Origin of the sequence: Halobacillus dabanensis (genome assembly GCF_900114165.1) — a bacterium.
GTDB classification, from domain to species: Bacteria; Bacillota; Bacilli; order Bacillales; family Halobacillaceae; genus Halobacillus; species Halobacillus dabanensis.
In genome coordinates, this window is the sequence record NZ_FOSB01000003.1 from 69,468 (window position 1) to 88,195 (window position 18,728).

Below are 18,728 nucleotides of genomic sequence, written 5' to 3' on the forward strand. Positions count from 1 at the left end.
AATGGTAATATTTCTTTTTTTAGAATGAGGTGAGATAGTGAAAAAGGTGCGTATAGCTATTGTTGGTTTAATTGCTGTTCTGATTGCTGTGGTGTTTTTTTATTTGGATAACCGGCAAGTGAATGCTTTGAAGAATCACCAGGCTTATCCGTTGATAGAAGAACCGAAACAACACCCTCAAGAGTTGACCGGCTCTTCACAACCAATTGATGATTCGGGTATCCATTTGACGAAACTTTATAGTAAGAATAATGCCAAAGGGCTCTTTTTCGGAATGTGGTATGGGGATAGGAACAAGACTATGAAAAACAAAGATGGAAACTGGAAACAGGAGGATGGCCATATCGAGTTTTTAGTGAAAGCTGTTGATTCAAACGGAACTACTTATAATGGTCATACAAAGGGGACTGTCGAAGGGACATTCACCACTTTTCGTTATATACAGTTCGATGATTTTCACTATGACCAAGATTTGGAATCTATCGAATTATCGTTTTATCCAATTGTAGAGGGCGAAGAAACCCCTCATAATCATGCGTGGATAGAAACAACGGTCGATGTGGAATGAAAAAAACTCTAATGGACGAATAATATCAATATTGAAGAAAGGAGCGCCGCTCAATGAGGAAGCTGAAGAGCTGCGTTTTCTGTATGGAAAGCGTAGACTGTTGTCTAGGCTTTTTTTCTGTTTAGAAAATGATAATATTGTGAGGTCAAAATGAACATTCTGTGAAAACACATCCGACTCTTTGAAGCTCCAATCCTTCCTACTCGTTATTAAAGGGTTAAGAATGTTAGGATTGTTATTAGGTAAAAGGGTATAAAATTTAAAGTTTTTCAGTTGAGGCACCATAGGAGAGCTTTTTTCTGGTAAACTAATCGTTAAAACCTGAAGTTGATCTGAGGAGGCATAATGATGACGATTCACAACCATATTTTGACAGAGGATGGTTTTGTAGACCAGGATTCACTGAAATATCCTTTTGAAGAGCGCGGACTCCAATTTGGAGATGGCATATATGAAGTCATTCGCGTATATAAAGGAAAGTACTATTTGATTGATGAACACGTGGAACGACTATATCGATCAGCAGCTGCTATAAAAATTAATGTTCCATACAAAAAAGAAGTCATTTATGAGCGTCTAGAAGAACTTTTAAAGAAAAATGCGGTGGATGAAGATGCAAAAGTGTACTTACAGATCACAAGAGGGTCTGCTCCAAGGGATCATGCATTTCCTAATGAGACAAAAGCGAACCTTTATGCGTATGTGAAAGATCTGCCTAGGCCGACCAGCTTCATGCGTGACGGGGTGACAGCTATTACCCATGACGATGTTCGCTGGGATTGGTGCTACATCAAAAGCTTGAACTTGTTACCTAATGTGCTTGCTAAACAAGAAGCTAAAGAAAAAGGAAGTTATGAAGCGATCCTTCATAAGAATGGAGAAGTAACGGAATGTAGCTCTTCGAATGTTTATTATGTACGCAACGGAAAGGTTTACACACACCCAGCTAAAAAGAATATTTTACATGGATGTGTCCGTATGCGTGTGGAAGCATTCTGCGACAAAGAAAATATTGAATTTATAGAGGATCCTTTCCGGGTAGAAGATCTTTCGTCTGCTGATGAACTTTTCTTATCCAGTAGTACTTCAGAAGTCATGCCGATATTAAAAGTGGATGGTCAGGTTATAGGGGACGGAAAGCCAGGACCATTAACAAGAAAAATACAGAAATGTTATGAAGAAGATGCGAACATATCGGTTGAAGAATCTATTTTTTCCAGTCAAGCAGCAGCAGAGTGAACAATAACCGGTGGATATAAATCTACCGGTTTTTAAATGGTTATAAAATGGAATTATTTGTATGACCTGGTACACCAAAATTTGGTGATTGGAACAACAGGATAATTAGGTGATGAGTTGTTATGCTATAATGCAAGGGAAAAGAAAGGAGGCGGTGATCTTGTCTAATGTTAAGATTGAGATGACGAAGGAACAATACCAGACTCTCATAGAAATGGTCTTCCTTGGATCGTGGATGGTTAACTCCACAAAAATGGAATTAGACGAAAAGGTTGAAGATGTACGAGAACTTGTTTTATCTAAATATAAAGAAGCAGGCCTCCAAGATCGGATTTCCTACCAGGAACAAATTGATGTTCACGATCTCGATGTGGATTATGAATCGCAATTACTTGACACATATGTGGAGGAATATGATGAGTTCAGTTTTTGGGATAAGCTTGTGGAGAAGCTAACAGAAAAAGAAATGACAGAACTGTATGGACCGATCGAAGGACAAATGACCGAAGAGCAAATGGAGAGACGGTTGAGTATAGAAGAGGAAATAGGACGTAAACTCGAAGAGGGTGGCGTAACTAGACTTTCATTCAATGATTAGAAAAGCATGAGAAAAGCGTGATCTTAGTGATCACGCTTTTTGTCTCGTATTCTCTTTAGGTTCGGACCACATTCTGGCGATCGGTCGTGCCCATTGGAAAGACCATTGAATCAGTGGTCCCAGTAATATTGCTACAATCAATGTACCAAACCCAACTGGTGCCCCTAATAAAAAGCCAATGAGAGCCATTCCGGATTCCGAAAAAATCCGAACCCTACTTTTGGATTGATTCGTTTTTTCGTTCATAATCATCATGAAATGGTCTAGTGGTATACGAGGGAATGGTGTGCGCAAGTATATGGAGATTCCGACAGCTGTGGCGAATAAGCCAAGGGTAAAAATCCCCCATTGGGCCCACCAAGCTTCATAATTCATATTTTCAAGCATGCCATATAGAAAAATATCTAAAGTACGACCGCGGATGAGGATTGGAATCAACGACTCAAACTGTGGACGTTTGCTTTCAAGTTTAGCATTGACGAGAAGAAGAATGATAAAAGCAACGATCATTACACTCCCGACCGTCACAGGAAAATGCATGGAGAGACCGACAGCTATGCTATCGCCTGGACCGACTCCCAAACCAGATTTAATGATTAACGCAAGCCCCAGACTAGAGACCACGAGTCCAGTTATATAGATGAGGAATAGAAACAAATACTTCATAAGTAGACTCCTTTAGACATGTACATGTGCTTTGTTAATCATATCGTTTGGGTATAACGATGTAAAGTTAGGGGAGTTTTAATTTATGGTTGTGGGGGAATTAACTAAAACTGAATGGATTAAGGAGGAAGGTAATTATGCAGTATGCAATTGTAACAGGAGCTTCCAGAGGCTTAGGTGAAGCGATTGCCCGCCAATACATTTTGCAGAATATAAACGTTATTGCTGTTTCACGTCGTGGAAATCAGAAACTAGAATCATTAGCTAAGGAACAAGGAAGGGAGTTTCATCACATCAGCTGTGATCTAAGTGACATGGATGACCTTAATGAAGGCTTACATCGAATTTCTGAGATTGCCTTCCATGAGGACACCCATTATGTATATCTGGTCAATAATGCTGGAGTCATCGAACCCATTGATACGGTTGGCGATTTAGAACCGGAAACTGTTCAGAAGCATATGCAAGTGAATGTGACAGCACCAATCCTCATGATCAACCGTTGTATTAAAGAAGCGAACGACCGTGATATCGATCTCGGTATCATTAATATTACGTCTGGGGCAGCAGAAAAAACAATCCATGGCTGGAGTACATATAGTAGCTCTAAAGCAGCCATTAACCGTTTTACAGAAACGCTAGCCTTGGAGCAGGAAGAAAAAGGTCACACTATCTTCGCCTATAGTCCTGGTGTAATGGACACAGACATGCAAGGAGAAATTCGCTCATCGTCGGAAGATTCGTTTGCTAATGTTGATAAGTTCAGGAAACTGAAAGAAGAAGGGGAATTAAGAAGCCCCGATGAAGTTGCCAGTGTGCTGATGAATCTTTTAAGAGAACCGAAAAAGATTGAGAACGGGAAGGTTTATAAGTTGTATGACTTAGTGGAAGATTAACGAAACCGGAGTGTGGGGAAACGATCCTGCACTCCGGTTTTTACTGAGAACAAGTTTTAATGTTGCATACACTTTTGATTAATGCGTAAATAATTTAATGGTAGCTCTTTTTACTTGCAAGTAGTTGAATGGAAAATAATTGAAACTATTTTAAGTACCATCGTATGAATAGTAAAGGGGTGGAAAAATGGTTGCGACAATTTTAGGGGTCTTCTTTGTTCTTGTATTTCTGGTATTGTTCTTTCGCTTCGTAGGACAATCGGCAAGCAGTCGGACGATTGCATCTAATAAAGAAGACAAATCAGCATGGCAGCCTGGTTATCATCATTTTGACCAATCAGATGGTGGCAGTGATGGAGGAGGGGAATGATTTCCCTCCTAATTCCGCAATATAACCCCCTGGAAATGTATTGGCCCACTGTCGTTACGGGGCATTGGTATTTTATTAAACCTTTCCACTCTAAAGTAATTCTGCAATAATTTTTCTAAGTCTGCATCTTTAAAGAAAGAGAAGAATCGTTTCGGTTCATGGAAGTCTTCTTCCCAAACCCCCTCTTGATCGATTCCACCATAAACTCCCATATAAAAGAGCCCGTCTGGTTTAAGAGTTCTTTTGATTTCCGTTAATATGTGGGGAAGGTCTTTTTTTGGTACATGAAGAAGGCAGTTGAGTGCCCAGATGGCATGGAAACTTTCCGCTGGAAACATTAAATCATCGAAGCTCATCACGTGGGCTTTCAAGCCTTTCTCCTGACACCTTTTAACCATTTCTTCAGACAAATCTGTTGCCTGGACATTCATTCCCTGTCGTGCGAAAAAAAGACTGTCTTTACCTGGTCCTGCCCCAATTTCCAGTAAGGAGTTTTTTTGCTCCTGGGCGAGAGTTTGTAAAAAGGACTGACGTTCAATAACCTTCCATTTCTGTGTTTCACCTTTATTGCGATTAATAGACTCTTGATCGTAAGCTTCCGATAACTTTTGTTTCAGTTCTTGTGAAATCATCTTTTACCACCTCATTGGTATGGAGCATCAGAATTCCATCATCATAGGAATGATTTTTGAGAGAAGGATCTTCGTCGTGTATTCGTAACTCCGATTTTATTTTTCTGAAAATTATTGTATTCCCAACCAATTTCATCATATAATAAACGTAACCATAAGAGAAGGGACTGAAGTTTAAAGCAATGAAGTACTAATTCTGTTACCTAACGAGTATGTAAATACGCAAAAACACTCGTTCCAGATACTGGATTAGTCTGCCCTTTTTTAAATAACGGGATTACTATTGCTTTGAGCTGCCCCTAGACGTTTGTCCTGGTGTATTACCAAGTGATAGTTCGGACGCAACTCCTCTTTGGAACGGTTCAAGGAGGTTTTTTATGTTAAAAATGAGAGCGATGAATATCAGGTATGAAATTGGTACCCGAACACTATTAGATATTGATGAGCTGAGAATCCATGAAGGGGAGCGTATCGGACTTGTCGGCAAGAATGGACAAGGAAAGACTCTCCTTCTTCACTATTTGTTCGGCTGTCTGGATAAAGATCCCCAGGTAGAGTGGCATGCCACTTATGGATGGATGAAACAGACGAATGAAGAAGATTCAGGTTCGCATAGGTTGAGTGGAGGGGAAAAGACATTATCGAAATTAGAGAGTGTGTTTAGTCAAGGGCATTCGCTTCTCTTTCTCGATGAGCCGACGAACAACCTGGATTGGTCTCACATCGAATCATTAGAAGAAAGACTGATACAATTCGAGGGGGCTTATTTGATTGTTTCTCATGATCGTACTCTGTTGAACCGCTCGTGTAACAAGATATGGGAGCTAGAACAGGGAAAGATTAAAGAATATAGTGGGGACTACGATTTTTATGAAAAACAAAAAATTTGGAGCGGAAACAGGAATATGATAAACACGAACAATATATCAAAGAGAAGAAGAGGATAGAAGATAGGGTGCGTCAGAAACAGACCCAATCGAAGGGGATGAGGAAGCCGCCCAAACGGATGGGAAATTCAGAATGGCAGCTTGGGAAAAATAAAGCGGCTGCCCACCAGAAGAAAGTTGAGCGGGTTAGTAAAACGCTGGAGCGTCGATTGGACCGTTTGGAAAAAGTGGATAAACCATTCGATTGGGACCAAGTCAAAATGGAATTCGGCAAGCTGCATTCTCATCACCAAAAGACGATAGGGACCATTGATAAAACGAGTGTAAGTATAGGAGAAAGTCTATTGTTCAAAACGCCGGTGCTCCTCATGAAAAATGGTTCCAAAACCGCTTTGATCGGAAAAAATGGGACGGGAAAATCGACTTTTATTCAACATCTTTTACAACAGAAAGACTGGTTGACTCCTGGGGCTGAAATCGGTTATTTCCATCAGGCACTTGAAGACTTACCTTTAGAGAAAACAGTTTATCAATATGCCAGGGAGGGAAGTTTGCTTACTGAATCGACCATTCGCATTATATTAGCACGGTTGAAATTTTTTGCGGATGATATGAATAAAACTCTGGGTCAATTAAGTGGCGGCGAGCAAGTGAAGCTCTCTCTAGCGAGACTGATGGCTAGCGGGGCCTCGGTTTTAATACTTGATGAGCCGACAAACCATTTGGACCTTGAAGCAATTCAGGCGTTGGAACATCTGATCATCGATTATCCTGGCACGATTCTATTTGTGACCCATGACCGAACATTCATGGAGAGAACAGCTGACCACCTCTGGATGGTTGAAGGGAAAGAGTTGAAAAGGTTTGATGGAACATGGGAAGAATGGAAGGAGCACTCTGAAAATGCAGTACCAGCTTCCGACGAAGTATATGACCAAATGGCTCTTGAGACGAGGTTGACCGAGTTAGTCAGTCGATTAAGTCTGCCCGGACCGGAGGAGGATATGGAGAGCTTGGAGCAGGAATATCAGGATACTTTGAAGAAGTTGAAAGCTGTGAAAGAAAGATAGGAAAAACAGCGACCTGGCTCAGGTCGCTGTTTTGGGTTTGGATAGAAAATGGTGGACCACTATTCTTTTTCAACTAGTCGTTCTGGACGCTTCTACCTTCTTTGCCTCCTTGTTATTTTTCAAAAACATATAAAAAGATGCGCCAAAGATGGTAAAGTATCCTAAAACACTCAGTATATCAGGTATTTGGTTAAACAAAAGGATACTAATCAAGGCGGAATAAACGACGGTAGAGTAGAAAAATATCGATATTTCTCTTGCAGGGGCAAATTTGTAGGCGATGGTTAATCCGAATTGACCTACAGTCGCAAATACACCTGCAGAAAGAAGGTAAGCCCATTGTTTCAACGTCATTGGTTCATAAAAAGCAATGGTAAACGGCAAAAGTGTGACGGTCGTAAAAAAAGAAAAATAAAAAACAACCGTATAAAACTTTTCCCTATTTCCTAAAACACGGAGCAACGTATAAGCTCCTGCTGCGAAGACTGCTGAAAAAATCCCCGCAAGATATGGAATGAACTCCAGGGTGAAAGCTGGTTTGATGATGAATAATGTTCCAATGAACGCAATGATAATCGCGATAATCTGGTATAATTGTGCTTTTTCTTTCAAAAAGATGGCAGAAAAGATAATTAGCAGGAATGGACTCAATTTATTCAGCATGTCGGCATCGGATAATACAAGATTATCGATAGCATAGAAAAACAAGACCATTCCGATTGTTCCGAGAGCTGACCTTGAAAGTAACAGCTTCTGGTTTTCTTTTTTTCCAAATAGACGCTCCTTGTGATATAGTACGAATCCGAATGCAATGATCGCGGAAACGAGGTTACGGAAAAGGGTCTTTTGGACAGTCGGGACATCTCCAGATAGCTTGACGAGAGCTGCCATCATAGAGAACCCGAAAGCAGAGATAAGTAATAGTATAATTCCTTTATTGCGATTGCTCATGATGGTTCCTCCGTTTATCTTAGCTTGTGCAAAAAAAACACCTTTACCATCCTAATATAAAACTAACTGGAAGGAAAGCAGGAAGCCTCCTTTTGTGGCGGTAAGCAAAGCGTAGTGGAATGCGATATACTGATGGTAGTATCACAAGAAAGGAAGGATCGTTTGATCTGTTCTCATCCTATATTTGAAAAAACACGGATCATTGAAAACAATCAACAACATTACCTAGAGCATGAAAGAAAGTTAAAGCTATTTGAAGAGGAAATAGTTGCCCCTAATGAAACATTTCTTCTTTTGGATGTAAGGGATGTGTCCTATAAAAGTTTCTCTGAATCCTATGGTTTCCTTTATTTGCACACAAGCCGAGGTGTACGAGCTTTTATGGTAAAAGAAGAACCGAAGGAGTGGATGGAGGAGCTGAGAACACGTTTATCAAATATTTAGTTCGGTGGTTGAGGAGAATCAGCATTCTTGGTTTTAAACTATGCTGAAAAAAGAATGTACAAAAAAGCGCAAGGCATGAGCCCTGCGCTTTGTTATTCAATAATAGAAAAGTTTTTTAATGATTGGATAAGGTAGCATTCTCTTTATTGTGAACGGCTAGTTTTTGTACAAGTTGAGAGCTGTCCTTATTGAGGCCGACTATTTCTACGACCTTTCCATTTTCACGGTATTTCAATACCAGTTTATCGATTGCTGCTACAGCAGAATCGTCCCAAACATGGGAATCGGAGAAGTTTATTTCCACTTTATCCGCAGCCACATTGTAATCAAAGTGTTTCATCAAGTTGTCTGTAGAAGCGAAGAAAACTTGGCCGCTGACGTGATAAACCATTTTCTTTGTACTCTCTTCATATACTTTTTCCACTTTTACTTTAGAAATCTTAGCCACAAAGAAGATGGCACTTAGAATGACGCCGGTCAGTACGCCTTTAGACAAGTCGTGTGTTTTTACAACTGTCGCAACGGTTACAACCATGACGACACTGTCTGAAATTGGTACTTTATGGAATTTTGTTAAGGAACTCCAGTCAAATGTTCCAATGGAAACCATAATCATCACTCCGACTAATACACCCATTGGAATTTGGACGAGAAGATCGTTGAATACAATGATAAGGAGCATCATAAAGATTCCTGCCACTAGAGTAGATAAACGTCCTCGGCCACCAGAAGAGACATTGATGACAGACTGGCCAATCATTGCACAACCTGCCATTCCTCCGAAGAAGCCTGAAACGATGTTCGCTACCCCTTGACCACGTGCTTCTTTGTTTTTATCACTGACCGTATCCGTCATATCGTCGACGATTTGTGCGGTCAATAGAGACTCAAGTAAACCTACGAAGGCAAGCGCCAGGGAAATTGGAAAAATGATTTGTAATGTTTCAAATGTCAATGGTATATCCGGAAGTAAGAAGATTGGTAGAGTACTAGAAAGTTCCCCCATATCTCCAACTGTTTTTAGCCCAGCACCAGTCATGATAGCAATGATTGTCATCAGTACGATAGCGACTAGTGGAGCCGGTACAGCTTTTGTGAATCTCGGTAAAATATAAATAATAGCAAGTGAGCCTGCAACCATAATATACATGGCCATTCCAGCTCCCTCAAAGTGAGTGAGCTGTGATGTGAAGATAAGAATACCTAAGGCATTGACGAAACCGACCATAACCGATCTTGGAATGAATTTCATAAATTGGCCTATTTTCAAGGCGCCTAAAACAAATTGCAATATTCCGGTCAAGATCGTTGCGGCAAGCAAGTACTCCAAACCATGATCTCTGACTAATGTAATCATTAGGAGAGCCATAGCCCCGGTCGCAGCGGATATCATTCCAGGACGACCGCCCATAAAAGCAATGACGACAGCGATACAGAAGGAAGCGTACAAACCTACCATGGGGTCGACTCCGGCGATGATAGAGAAAGCGATTGCTTCAGGGATGAGCGCCATAGCGACGACCATGCCTGAAAGCACATCGTTTTTTACGTTTCCAAACCATTGTTGTTTAATTGTTTCAGTGTTCAATTGCGCACCTCTTTCTATTTTATTTGTGTTTTGTATTGTCCAAAACAATACGGAAATCCGGCAAGAACGAAAAGATTATATCATCTATCTCTGTTATTACATAACCTTATGTAAGCGCATAAATAACTATTTTCCGCTCTTTTTCTCCCATTATCGATCATATAAACCTTTGTTTTATGAAAATATATTTTTTACTAATAATAAAGAGAATATTTCCTTATCAATTGAAAGATATAACATGGTAAAATAGACCAAACATCTAACTTGGGCAAGGGGGGGAGTCAGGGTGTACCAAAAAATCTTATTAGCTGCCGATGGATCTGAACACTCGATTCGTACAGCAGAGCGAGCAGCTGAACTCGCACTTCTTCAAGGAAATGGAGAAATAACCATTGTTTATGTTGTTGATGGAGATCAGTCGAAGTCCGATGTACTATCAGAGGGTGATCATGGCATGATTGAGCACCGTCGCCAACAACGATTAAAACCGATAGAGGAAATCCTTACCGATAAAAATGTTCCCTATCAGGTCGATATTCGTCACGGGGACCCTGGTCCGACAATAGTGAAGTATGCAAATGAACAATCGTTTGATATTGTGATCATTGGTAGCAGAGGTTTGAATACACTGCAGGAAATGGTATTGGGAAGTGTCAGTCATAAAGTGGCAAAGAGAGCAAAGTGCCCTGTCATGATTGTGAAGTAAGGCCCATAATAATAGGAATACATACTAAGATAGAGGGGGTTGAATATGAGTGAAAAGGGATGTATCAAGTGTGGAAGTACAGATGCGGGAAAAAAAGAAGTAGCAATGACTGGGGCGGGTCTGGCAAAAATGCTGGATGTCCAGAACAATAAGTTTACAGTCGTTTATTGTAATAACTGTGGGTACTCTGAATTTTATAACCAAAAAGCTTCCAAAGCAGGTAATATCTTTGACTTTTTCTTTGGAGGATAATAAAAAAGGTGCATATCTAATAGCTATGCACCTTTTTAGTTCCTTCATTAATTTCCCCATAAGCCTTTGTTAGGGGTTCGTATTTTAGATGGTTATGAAAATCTTTTATAACAGCTTGTAGTAATTGCGATCGACTAAGCGGTTCAAGAAATATTGAGCACATACACTGACGAGGACCAAAATAGTCAGTAATACTGCAGTCACTGACCAAATTCCTTCTAACCCACTATTCCATAGAACAAGGATGATCACTCCGAAAATAGTCGCTTCTAAAGCGAGAGGGACAATCCCGATAAACCTCCCTTTGAAAACTTCTCTTTCATCCGTCCAGGTCAATTTCGGACTATATAGGTCAATCATGAGGCCTGCGATACTTGCAATCCAACTTGTTACAAGTGAGAGGACAAACCAAAGCAGCCAGATTGTTAACGGCATTTCCAAAATGAAAAGAGCAGCAATAGTGATTAGCATTAAAGATAGAAAGTTCAGGAAAAAAGAGACCAAGAGCTTGCTCAATATTACCTTCGAGGGTGGAATAGGCAAATACAAATGGTTGAACCAACTTTTCCCATCTCTTGAAATGGAGGAAAAAGAGGCTGGATTAATCCCTAGAGCAACAACTGTCATTCCAAACATTGCGAGGATCACTTTCTTTCCTTCCATCTGGTTTAAATCGGATCCCCAACCGGTTAGTGGACTATTGGGATCAATGATGATAAGTACAATTAAGAAAATAGGGAAGAAAAGACTTTGAACAACAATTTGGGTGAAAAATGTGGGAGTTCTTAAAATGATCCTTATTTCTTTTTTCCACAAACTGAATAATACAGGCTGTTGTTTCACCTGTTTCTGTACATTCTCTTCTTTGAAATTATTTCGTTTTCCGCCAGAAAGACCTAAAACGCCTTTAAAGTAAAGTTTTTGTCCAATGGTAAGGAAAAGAAAGATGGCTAAGGCAGATAAGGTGATGATTAAAATGAAGTATAGTAACCCTGTGAATGTGCCTAATTCAGTTAAGGTGATACTGCTAAAGTAGGCTGGAGGGAAAAACTTGGTCACAAATTCTAACAACCCGTTTTGTTCTGTAATCAACCTTGCGAGATCTTCATTTTCTCCTCCAGTGTCTATGCGGACCAAAACATTTATTCCAATGACAAAAACGAACCCTAAAAGTCCCACAAGAACTTTCGTTCGATCCTTATTTTTAGAAATGTTGGCGAACCGCATTATGAACATTAGAATAATCGAAGTTAGCACAAATGGGATAATCGGAGTAACGGCCCAAATGATGATAGCAAATACATAGTAAAGAATCCCAGCTCCACTATGTAATCCATAGAAAATGAGAGAGGGTAAAAGCAATACCGTATTCAAACCATACAACGATAGAAAGGGAACTGCCGATTTCCCGAAAAGTATTTGATAGGGCTGAAAAGGAAGGGGGATGAAAGATTCCACATCCTCAGCGAAATAGAAGGAACTGAGAACCGTTCCAATACTGATAAAAGAAAAGATAAATGCCATCATCATAAATAGTAGACCAAGGATGACACTTTCGTTCCCTAGCGGTTCAAGAGTTGCATACAAATTGCCGATGATTCCCTGGATGAAAAACAAAATCAGCAGACCAAAAGGGATCATCATTAATGCTATGAAGAAATACCCAGCCTTTTCCATGGCGCTTTTACTAGACATAGACAGCTGCATCTTCACCATTATTTTCATTAATTTCCAAGCTTTACTCATTTTGAGTCAACTCCAAGAAGAGACGTTCAAGATTATCGTCTTCTTTGAATTGCTGTCTCATCTCAATCATGTTCCCTTTGAACTGTACGTGGCCATTATTGATGATTGCAACTTCATCACACAGTTGCTCGACGACTTCGAGTACGTGAGTAGAAAAAAAGACGATCTTACCTCTAGAAGCATGTTCTCTCATCATTTCTTTTAGTGTATATGCGGATTTGGGATCGAGACCAGTTAAGGGTTCATCTAAAATCCATACATCCGGATCGTGAAGCAATACACCACTGACTACGATTTTTTGCTTCATTCCATGAGAATACGTTTGGATATGATCATCCAAGGCTTCATAAATTCCGAAACTTTTCGTTAAATATTCTATTTTCTCTTTTCTTATTTCTTTAGGCACTTCAAATACATCAGCAATAAAGTTCAAATATTCTATGCCCTTTAAACGGAGGAATATATCAGACCGGTCAGGCACATAACCGAAAAGATGTTTCGCCTTCATCGGTTCTTTGCTGATATCGACACCATTCATCGAAATCGAACCCTCATCAATCGGCAAAATACCTGTCATCATTTTGATGGTAGTGGATTTCCCAGCCCCATTCGGACCGAGGAAACCAAAAATTTTTCCGTCAGGGATCGATAATTCTAAATTCTTAACAGCTTGTTTGCCTGCGAAACTTTTAGATATTTGGTTGATTTCAATCATCATTTTCACCCTTTACCTTAAAATGCTTGCTGCTTTTTATACGGTTAGGGAAGGAGAAGTGTTTCATTTTTCCAAAAAGAGCTCCATATGTGCTTCATCCAGATACCTGTCAGAAAGCTTAATGGCCTTTCTTTCGGTCCCGTAGGTTTGGAAGCCGAGTTTTTCATACAAACGCTTAGCGGGATGGTTGCTTGTAACCACGCTTATATGAAGAACTTCTAGTTCAATAGCCTTTGCAAATTGTATCAGTTCTTTGAACAATTGCTCTGCCCCACCTTTTCTTCTATGTTCAGGGGAAATGTACATTGCAACAATATTCGCTTTGTGTGCGAATTTAGGGTGTGTCTCTTTCATCAGCGTAGCCACCCCGGCTAATTTTTCAGCAACAAATAAACCAAATGTGCGCGATGTTTCACTTTCCAATCTTTCCCCTGTAGTAGTGATCGGGTCTGGTCTTTGCTTTTCTTGCTCATATGTAGTGATGAAAGCGTCAGGATTAGTAAGTAGAGCTTCTAAACGGAGTTCATAATATTGTTCCGCATCCGAACGGTTCAATTCACGTACCTGCATTTGGAAAACCTCCTTTGGTTGTTCCTAGCCTAGCGAAAAACTGTGGTAAAGTAAAGGAAGAACATATCCTATCGTTGAGGTGAGTCTTTTGACAGAGAAAGAAAAAATGTTGGCTGGAGAACTATACAAGTCATGGGATGATGAATTAATCGTAGAAAGATCCAGGGCAAAACAATTGGTGAATTCTTTGAATCAAACCAAAGAGACGGAGGATCACTATCGGAAACAATTAATTCAAGACTTATTTGGGACAATAGAAGGGGAAATGGTACTTGAACCACCATTTTATTGTGATTATGGTTACAATATTCATATAGGGGACGGGTTCTTCGCCAATCATAATTGTATTTTTCTTGATGTCTGTGAGATTCGAATCGGAAGAAGAGTGCTCATTGGACCGAACGTTCAACTTTATACAGCCACACATCCGATGGATAGAGAAACACGGGCAAGCGGTTTGGAGTCTGGGAAACCTATCAAGATTGGGGATGATGTTTGGATTGGGGGGAGTGCAGTGATCAATCCAGGAGTGTCGGTGGGAGATAACGTCGTCATCGGTGCAGGAGCTGTCGTAACTAAAGATGTACCTTCCAACGTATTCATAGGCGGAAATCCTGCCAAAATAATTCGTAATGTGGACTGAGGGTTATGGGTGGTCGTTCCATCGAATTTTCGTTATCATACTATAGGATACATGCATACGTAATTGAAGAAGGAAGGATTGAGCATATGATTAAACGTAAGAGCCAAAGAGAGATTGAGAAAATGCATGAAGCGGGCAAATTACTCGCCAGTGTTCATAAGCAATTACGCACCTTTATCAAACCAGGTGTGAGCACGATGGAAATCGAGAACTTTGTAGAAAAATATTTAGCGGAACGTGGAGCAACGGGGGAACAAAAAGGGTATCAGGGGTATGAGTATACAACCTGCGCTTCCATCAATGATGAGATTTGCCACGGGTTTCCACGTAAAGAAAAATTAGAGAATGGCGATATTGTTACGATTGACATGGTTGTCAACTTGAATGGATTTCTTGCAGATTCCGCTTGGACACATGCGGTTGGGGAAGTTAGTGAAGAAGCACAAAAACTGATGGATGTAACGAAAACATCCTTATATAAAGGGATTGAACAAGCGATTCCCGGCAACCGTATTGGTGATATTGGCCATGCTATACAAGCATATGCTGAAGGGGAAGGTTATTCTGTTGTCCGCGACTTTACTGGTCATGGAATCGGTGACTCCATTCATGAAGATCCATATATTCCACACTTCGGAGCAGCTGGTAAAGGTGCTCGCTTGAAAGAAGGCATGGTGATTACGATTGAGCCTATGATAAATATTGGTGGCTGGGCAAGTCAGATGGATGATAACAATTGGACTGCACGTACAGTGGATGGAACACTTTCTGCTCAATACGAGCATACAGTCGCGATTACTAAAGAAGGGCCAGTCATTCTTACAGAGCAAGACGAAAATTAACCAAAAAGAAGCAGGCTCCTAAGCCTGCTTCTTTTTTATAAGTCTTCAACAATACTGCAGTATTGTTGAAGACTCGATTTCAAAATGTTTGTGGGCATTAGGTTTTGGGGGAGGTGCTCGCTTTCCTGCGAGGGAACTGGCAAGCCTCGTCAGGCTCTGTCTTCCGGGGGCTCGCCTCGCTCCTTCTCCCGCGGGATTCCCCCCTTCCCCCAAGAACCTTGCCGTATGAGTTGCTCGAAATCGCCTAACCATACCCCTCCCATGAGTAGGGGAGAATACAAGAATAGGGAGCATTAGTTGAGGAATTGGGCATAAAAAAACTCCCCTGCGAGAGGGGAGTTTTTTTACGTTCTTATTTTTGAACGTTAGCTGCTTGTGGTCCACGCTGACCTTCTTCAATTTCGAAAGTTACAACTTGACCTTCTTCAAGGGACTTGAAACCTTCTTCTTGAATTGCAGAGAAGTGTACGAAGACGTCGTCTTGACCTTCTACCTCGATGAATCCAAAACCTTTTTCTGCGTTAAACCATTTTACTGTACCTTCAACCATGTACAAAAACCTCCTGCGTGGAAAATCCACATTGTATTACTATTCTTGCTCTTTTCAAGTTCCATCAAGACGACATCTTTCGTAACATCTTCTCTTGCATGAATCTGATCGAACAACGAATAATTAACCATAGTATAACAGATGTCCCAAAGGAATGAAAGCCCTATAACGAAAAAGTTATTTAACCTAGTTAGGCATCCCTACTTTTATTCTTGTGGCTGTGTTAAGTAGGCTTGATTCATCAGGGATAATAATGTTTTTTCTACTACTTCATCAACCTCGTCCATCTGGATTTGAGCCAGATCATAGAGGGGGCGCCCTTGTTCTAGTAAGTGTTCTACTACGAGCCATCCGGTATAATTCGCTTCTTTTTCAAATCCGGATGCACCGGTACCTTTTGTAAAGGAGTAGAGGGCCTCATAATCTGTCCGATGTAAGTGGGGAAGGATGTTCATCATGACTCTGTTTGGTTCAGCACTGCATTTCTCTTCATTCCAGCAATGGGGAGGGTCAATCATCCCATTTTCCTCTAATACTTCATGAGTGGTATGACACGCCATCCCTTCCTGAAAAATCAGCTGCCCCAAAGTGCGCGTGTGACTGGCAGCTAAGCCGGATTGGCAACAATGGACTACACGAGTCAACTCGTGAATTAATCTCGTACGGGTTGAAGACAGCTCTACAGGGAAGCAAAGAGTATAGTGTTGATTCTCCTCCACGATGAATGGGTCCGTCTCAAACGTTCCGACAAAAAATAGGACAGTGAGCCGGACAGATGTAGTGCAGTGAAGAATTTGTTTAATGGAATCCACGTAACCGTTTACTTCTAAAGGTCCAACATCAAAATACTGGATTTTTTCATAGACTTGATCATATTTGTTCCATGCATATTCAATCATCTCTTTTGCTAATTGGCCTTGTTGATAACCAGGTGGGTTGTAAGGGAAGGCGTATTGATCCTCCCACAATTCAAAGCGCTTATGAAAAGGTGTTTGAGAGGCTTGGTCATAAAACGTTAAAAAACGATCCAACAGTTGTGTGCACTTTACATCATCCATGATGATTCCCCTCCGTATGATTTAGGATTGATTTAAAAATTCCAACCGTTTCCTCCAGACTTCTTGAGCATCTCTGCCAATCCAAATCAAATGACTATCTGCATCCACTTCATAAATTTCACAATCTGGTGCTGAGGATTTTAATATCAAAGCATTAGTGTAAGGAACACTACGGTCTTTTTGAGAGTACATTCCCAGCACTGGGGCCTGGATGAGTCGCATATCTGATACATCGTGATCAAGGTCTGTTACGAATCCTTTTCCAGATTGAGAAGTTGCCAACATATCAATGATGAAACGTCGATCGTTGGGTGTAAGGTTTTCTAAATAATCATCCACTTCTTGGGTCGTTAAATCTGCAATTAATTGCTTTAACACAAGATCTGGACAAAATCTCAGCATTGTCTTCAGGCTGCTCCATACGATTTTTTCTGCTGGACCGAATAATAATGTCGCTCGTCTTTTTGTCTGCTTTTCCCATGGGGTGGTAAGAGCTGCTTCCATGAGTAGTCTTTCCACGCGTTCCGGGTGATCAGTAGCTAGTGCAATCCCTGTTGGACCTGCAGCAGAAATACTGATTACTTTCACTTTATCTATAGAAAGATGATCAAGCACTTCAATAATCGTATCCGCGAATTCAGCAGGGGTTTTTCCCGTTGATTGTTCTGTGTAATCGTAACCTGGCCGTGAAATGGTGAGTAATGAGAATCCTTCGTAAATGAGACTGGAATGGGATAAATCTGTTTCTCTAGTTGAATGCCCGCCCTTCAATAATAAAACAGTTGGGCCAGAACCCTTATATGTAAACTCTACTATTCCTTTGGTTGTATCGAGGAGTGTCGTCGTCATGGGCTCATCCCTTTCTTTCTTTTTCCATAACTTAAATATAAGCTATAATGAAAGAAAATGAAACATCAGACGATTCTGAAAAAAGGGGTGGGTATGTGAGAATCGTGTCGATTTGCCCGAGTAATACTGAGATTGTCGCCTATTTAGACCTGACACACCTGTTGGTTGGTGTCGATAATTATTCTGATTATCCTGTCCAAGTAGAAGGGCTTCCGAAATTGGGGCCCGATCTATCCATTGATATGGAAAAAGTCGCTGACTTAGCCCCCGATCTTGTGCTTGCTTCATTGTCGGTCCCTGGTATGGAGAAGAATATCGAGAAGCTTCAGGAATACGGCTTGCCCTATATTATATTGAACCCGAATAATTTATATGAGATTTCTGAAGATATTCGTCGTGTTGGTAAGGAATTAGGCGTAGAAAAGTTAGCAGATCGTAAAGCGGATCAATTTCTTGAAGAGATAGAGATGTACAGGCGAAAAGCTGAAAAGATAGAAAATAAGCCTACATTATATTGGGAATGGTGGCCGAAACCTATTTTTACACCCGGTGGTTTGAATTGGCTGACAGAGATTAGTGAACTTTCTGGAGGGGAAAATGTTTTCGTTGATCAAAAAGTGGCAAGTTTTCAAACAGATTGGGAGGAAGTCAAAAAGCGTAACCCAGATCATATATGCATGGTATGGGTTGGAGTGAAGGAAGAAAAAATGAATCCTGACCTTGTTAAGAACAGACCTGGTTGGTCGCAATTAGATGCAGTGAAAAATGACCATATCCATGTGTTAGAAGAATCATTATTTTGCCGACCTAGTCCACGCTTGCTCGAAGGCTTAAGGAAAATGGAAGAATTGTTGCGAAAAGAAAACGGCAAGCGTTGAAGCGCTTGCC

22 protein-coding genes are annotated in these 18,728 nt (G+C 40.6%); 12 read left to right on the forward strand and 10 right to left on the reverse strand.

Annotated elements, in window-relative coordinates; translation table 11 throughout:
- Positions 1-37: 37 nt before the first annotated feature.
- The 3 genes from BMZ58_RS06260 to BMZ58_RS06270 all read left to right on the forward strand — a co-directional run bounded on the left by BMZ58_RS06260 (position 38) and on the right by BMZ58_RS06270 (position 2,405).
- Complete coding sequence (locus tag BMZ58_RS06260; RefSeq protein WP_075035704.1) at positions 38-568, forward strand: hypothetical protein; 531 nt, start codon at positions 38-40, stop codon at positions 566-568.
- A 348-nt stretch (positions 569-916) separates the two neighbouring features.
- On the forward strand, positions 917-1,807 hold the full coding sequence (dat, locus tag BMZ58_RS06265; RefSeq protein WP_075035705.1) for a D-amino-acid transaminase: 891 nt from the start codon (positions 917-919) through the stop codon (positions 1,805-1,807).
- A 160-nt stretch (positions 1,808-1,967) separates the two neighbouring features.
- Complete coding sequence (locus tag BMZ58_RS06270) at positions 1,968-2,405, forward strand: hypothetical protein (RefSeq protein ID WP_075035706.1); 438 nt, start codon at positions 1,968-1,970, stop codon at positions 2,403-2,405.
- A 30-nt stretch (positions 2,406-2,435) separates the two neighbouring features.
- On the opposite strand, the gene BMZ58_RS06275 is transcribed toward BMZ58_RS06270, so the two are convergent.
- Positions 2,436-3,071 carry a YczE/YyaS/YitT family protein gene (locus BMZ58_RS06275; RefSeq protein ID WP_075035707.1) on the reverse strand — a complete coding sequence of 212 codons (636 nt, stop codon included), beginning with the start codon at positions 3,069-3,071 and terminating at the stop codon, positions 2,436-2,438.
- A gap of 137 nt (positions 3,072-3,208) precedes the next feature.
- Between BMZ58_RS06275 and BMZ58_RS06280 the strand changes: the two genes are divergently transcribed.
- Positions 3,209-3,967 carry a (S)-benzoin forming benzil reductase gene (locus BMZ58_RS06280; RefSeq protein ID WP_075035708.1) on the forward strand — a complete coding sequence of 253 codons (759 nt, stop codon included), beginning with the start codon at positions 3,209-3,211 and terminating at the stop codon, positions 3,965-3,967.
- Between the two features lie 187 nt (positions 3,968-4,154).
- The gene (locus tag BMZ58_RS06285; RefSeq protein WP_075035709.1) at positions 4,155-4,337 is read left to right on the forward strand and encodes a hypothetical protein; all 183 of its coding nucleotides are present in this window, start codon (positions 4,155-4,157) and stop codon (positions 4,335-4,337) included.
- Positions 4,338-4,345: 8 nt separating this feature from the next.
- Here BMZ58_RS06285 and BMZ58_RS06290 read toward each other — a convergent pair whose 3' ends face one another.
- Complete coding sequence (locus BMZ58_RS06290; protein WP_075035710.1) at positions 4,346-4,969, reverse strand: class I SAM-dependent methyltransferase; 624 nt, start codon at positions 4,967-4,969, stop codon at positions 4,346-4,348.
- Positions 4,970-5,346: 377 nt separating this feature from the next.
- Between BMZ58_RS06290 and BMZ58_RS20645 the strand changes: the two genes are divergently transcribed.
- Both BMZ58_RS20645 and BMZ58_RS20650 read left to right on the forward strand, forming a co-directional pair.
- Positions 5,347-5,916, forward strand: coding sequence for an ATP-binding cassette domain-containing protein (locus tag BMZ58_RS20645; RefSeq protein ID WP_083412573.1), 570 nt, complete (start codon positions 5,347-5,349; stop codon positions 5,914-5,916).
- An 8-nt stretch (positions 5,917-5,924) separates the two neighbouring features.
- Complete coding sequence (locus BMZ58_RS20650; protein WP_083412574.1) at positions 5,925-6,926, forward strand: ATP-binding cassette domain-containing protein; 1,002 nt, start codon at positions 5,925-5,927, stop codon at positions 6,924-6,926.
- 69 nt (positions 6,927-6,995) lie between these two features.
- Here the strand turns inward: BMZ58_RS20650 and BMZ58_RS06300 are convergent, their stop codons facing one another.
- Together BMZ58_RS06300 and BMZ58_RS06310 are read right to left on the reverse strand one after the other, a co-directional pair.
- Positions 6,996-7,877: a DMT family transporter gene (locus tag BMZ58_RS06300; RefSeq protein WP_075035711.1), complete on the reverse strand. Its 882-nt coding sequence runs from the start codon at positions 7,875-7,877 to the stop codon at positions 6,996-6,998.
- A 559-nt stretch (positions 7,878-8,436) separates the two neighbouring features.
- Entirely contained in the window at positions 8,437-9,909 is a 1,473-nt protein-coding gene (locus BMZ58_RS06310) for a SulP family inorganic anion transporter (protein WP_075035713.1), read from the reverse strand.
- A 286-nt stretch (positions 9,910-10,195) separates the two neighbouring features.
- Between BMZ58_RS06310 and BMZ58_RS06315 the strand changes: the two genes are divergently transcribed.
- A complete protein-coding gene (locus BMZ58_RS06315; protein WP_075035714.1) occupies positions 10,196-10,615 on the forward strand; it encodes a universal stress protein in 420 nt (139 codons plus the stop codon).
- A gap of 45 nt (positions 10,616-10,660) precedes the next feature.
- Complete coding sequence (locus BMZ58_RS06320) at positions 10,661-10,867, forward strand: zinc ribbon domain-containing protein (protein WP_075035715.1); 207 nt, start codon at positions 10,661-10,663, stop codon at positions 10,865-10,867.
- A gap of 105 nt (positions 10,868-10,972) precedes the next feature.
- Here BMZ58_RS06320 and BMZ58_RS06325 read toward each other — a convergent pair whose 3' ends face one another.
- From BMZ58_RS06325 to BMZ58_RS06335, 3 genes are all read right to left on the reverse strand, one after another.
- Entirely contained in the window at positions 10,973-12,613 is a 1,641-nt protein-coding gene (locus tag BMZ58_RS06325; protein WP_075035716.1) for a putative ABC transporter permease subunit, read from the reverse strand.
- Positions 12,606-13,328, reverse strand: coding sequence for an ABC transporter ATP-binding protein (locus tag BMZ58_RS06330; RefSeq protein ID WP_075035717.1), 723 nt, complete (start codon positions 13,326-13,328; stop codon positions 12,606-12,608). The genes BMZ58_RS06325 and BMZ58_RS06330 overlap by 8 nt, the downstream gene beginning before the upstream one ends.
- A 63-nt stretch (positions 13,329-13,391) precedes the next feature.
- The gene (locus tag BMZ58_RS06335; protein WP_075035718.1) at positions 13,392-13,898 is read right to left on the reverse strand and encodes a GNAT family N-acetyltransferase; all 507 of its coding nucleotides are present in this window, start codon (positions 13,896-13,898) and stop codon (positions 13,392-13,394) included.
- An 88-nt stretch (positions 13,899-13,986) separates the two neighbouring features.
- On the opposite strand from BMZ58_RS06335, the gene BMZ58_RS06340 reads away from it, so the two are divergent.
- Entirely contained in the window at positions 13,987-14,541 is a 555-nt protein-coding gene (locus tag BMZ58_RS06340) for a sugar O-acetyltransferase (protein WP_279626121.1), read from the forward strand.
- An 86-nt stretch (positions 14,542-14,627) separates the two neighbouring features.
- The gene (map, locus tag BMZ58_RS06345) at positions 14,628-15,383 is read left to right on the forward strand and encodes a type I methionyl aminopeptidase (RefSeq protein WP_075035993.1); all 756 of its coding nucleotides are present in this window, start codon (positions 14,628-14,630) and stop codon (positions 15,381-15,383) included.
- A 352-nt stretch (positions 15,384-15,735) separates the two neighbouring features.
- Here map and BMZ58_RS06355 read toward each other — a convergent pair whose 3' ends face one another.
- The 3 genes from BMZ58_RS06355 to BMZ58_RS06365 all read right to left on the reverse strand — a co-directional run bounded on the left by BMZ58_RS06355 (position 15,736) and on the right by BMZ58_RS06365 (position 17,840).
- Positions 15,736-15,933: a cold-shock protein gene (locus BMZ58_RS06355; RefSeq protein WP_035510016.1), complete on the reverse strand. Its 198-nt coding sequence runs from the start codon at positions 15,931-15,933 to the stop codon at positions 15,736-15,738.
- Positions 15,934-16,139: 206 nt separating this feature from the next.
- The gene (locus BMZ58_RS06360) at positions 16,140-16,991 is read right to left on the reverse strand and encodes a DUF2268 domain-containing putative Zn-dependent protease (protein WP_075035720.1); all 852 of its coding nucleotides are present in this window, start codon (positions 16,989-16,991) and stop codon (positions 16,140-16,142) included.
- Between the two features lie 21 nt (positions 16,992-17,012).
- Positions 17,013-17,840, reverse strand: coding sequence for an alpha/beta fold hydrolase (locus tag BMZ58_RS06365; RefSeq protein ID WP_075035721.1), 828 nt, complete (start codon positions 17,838-17,840; stop codon positions 17,013-17,015).
- A 95-nt stretch (positions 17,841-17,935) separates the two neighbouring features.
- Between BMZ58_RS06365 and BMZ58_RS06370 the strand changes: the two genes are divergently transcribed.
- Entirely contained in the window at positions 17,936-18,718 is a 783-nt protein-coding gene (locus BMZ58_RS06370; RefSeq protein WP_075035722.1) for a cobalamin-binding protein, read from the forward strand.
- The last annotated feature ends 10 nt before the right edge of the window (positions 18,719-18,728 follow it).

Bases quoted from the DNA above. Each gene is read 5' to 3' on its own strand.
- BMZ58_RS06325 (WP_075035716.1), bottom strand. From the start codon at position 12,613: ATGAGTAAAGCTTGGAAATTAATGAAAATAATGGTGAAGATGCAGCTG.
- BMZ58_RS06285 (WP_075035709.1), top strand. From the start codon at position 4,155: ATGGTTGCGACAATTTTAGGGGTCTTCTTTGTTCTTGTATTTCTGGTA.
- dat (WP_075035705.1), top strand. From the start codon at position 917: ATGACGATTCACAACCATATTTTGACAGAGGATGGTTTTGTAGACCAG.
- BMZ58_RS06290 (WP_075035710.1), bottom strand. From the start codon at position 4,969: ATGATTTCACAAGAACTGAAACAAAAGTTATCGGAAGCTTACGATCAA.
- BMZ58_RS06365 (WP_075035721.1), bottom strand. From the start codon at position 17,840: ATGACGACGACACTCCTCGATACAACCAAAGGAATAGTAGAGTTTACA.
- BMZ58_RS20645 (WP_083412573.1), top strand. From the start codon at position 5,347: ATGTTAAAAATGAGAGCGATGAATATCAGGTATGAAATTGGTACCCGA.
- BMZ58_RS06360 (WP_075035720.1), bottom strand. From the start codon at position 16,991: ATGGATGATGTAAAGTGCACACAACTGTTGGATCGTTTTTTAACGTTT.
- BMZ58_RS06355 (WP_035510016.1), bottom strand. From the start codon at position 15,933: ATGGTTGAAGGTACAGTAAAATGGTTTAACGCAGAAAAAGGTTTTGGA.
- BMZ58_RS06320 (WP_075035715.1), top strand. From the start codon at position 10,661: ATGAGTGAAAAGGGATGTATCAAGTGTGGAAGTACAGATGCGGGAAAA.
- BMZ58_RS06330 (WP_075035717.1), bottom strand. From the start codon at position 13,328: ATGATTGAAATCAACCAAATATCTAAAAGTTTCGCAGGCAAACAAGCT.
- BMZ58_RS06280 (WP_075035708.1), top strand. From the start codon at position 3,209: ATGCAGTATGCAATTGTAACAGGAGCTTCCAGAGGCTTAGGTGAAGCG.
- BMZ58_RS06300 (WP_075035711.1), bottom strand. From the start codon at position 7,877: ATGAGCAATCGCAATAAAGGAATTATACTATTACTTATCTCTGCTTTC.
- BMZ58_RS06335 (WP_075035718.1), bottom strand. From the start codon at position 13,898: ATGCAGGTACGTGAATTGAACCGTTCGGATGCGGAACAATATTATGAA.
- BMZ58_RS06275 (WP_075035707.1), bottom strand. From the start codon at position 3,071: ATGAAGTATTTGTTTCTATTCCTCATCTATATAACTGGACTCGTGGTC.
- map (WP_075035993.1), top strand. From the start codon at position 14,628: ATGATTAAACGTAAGAGCCAAAGAGAGATTGAGAAAATGCATGAAGCG.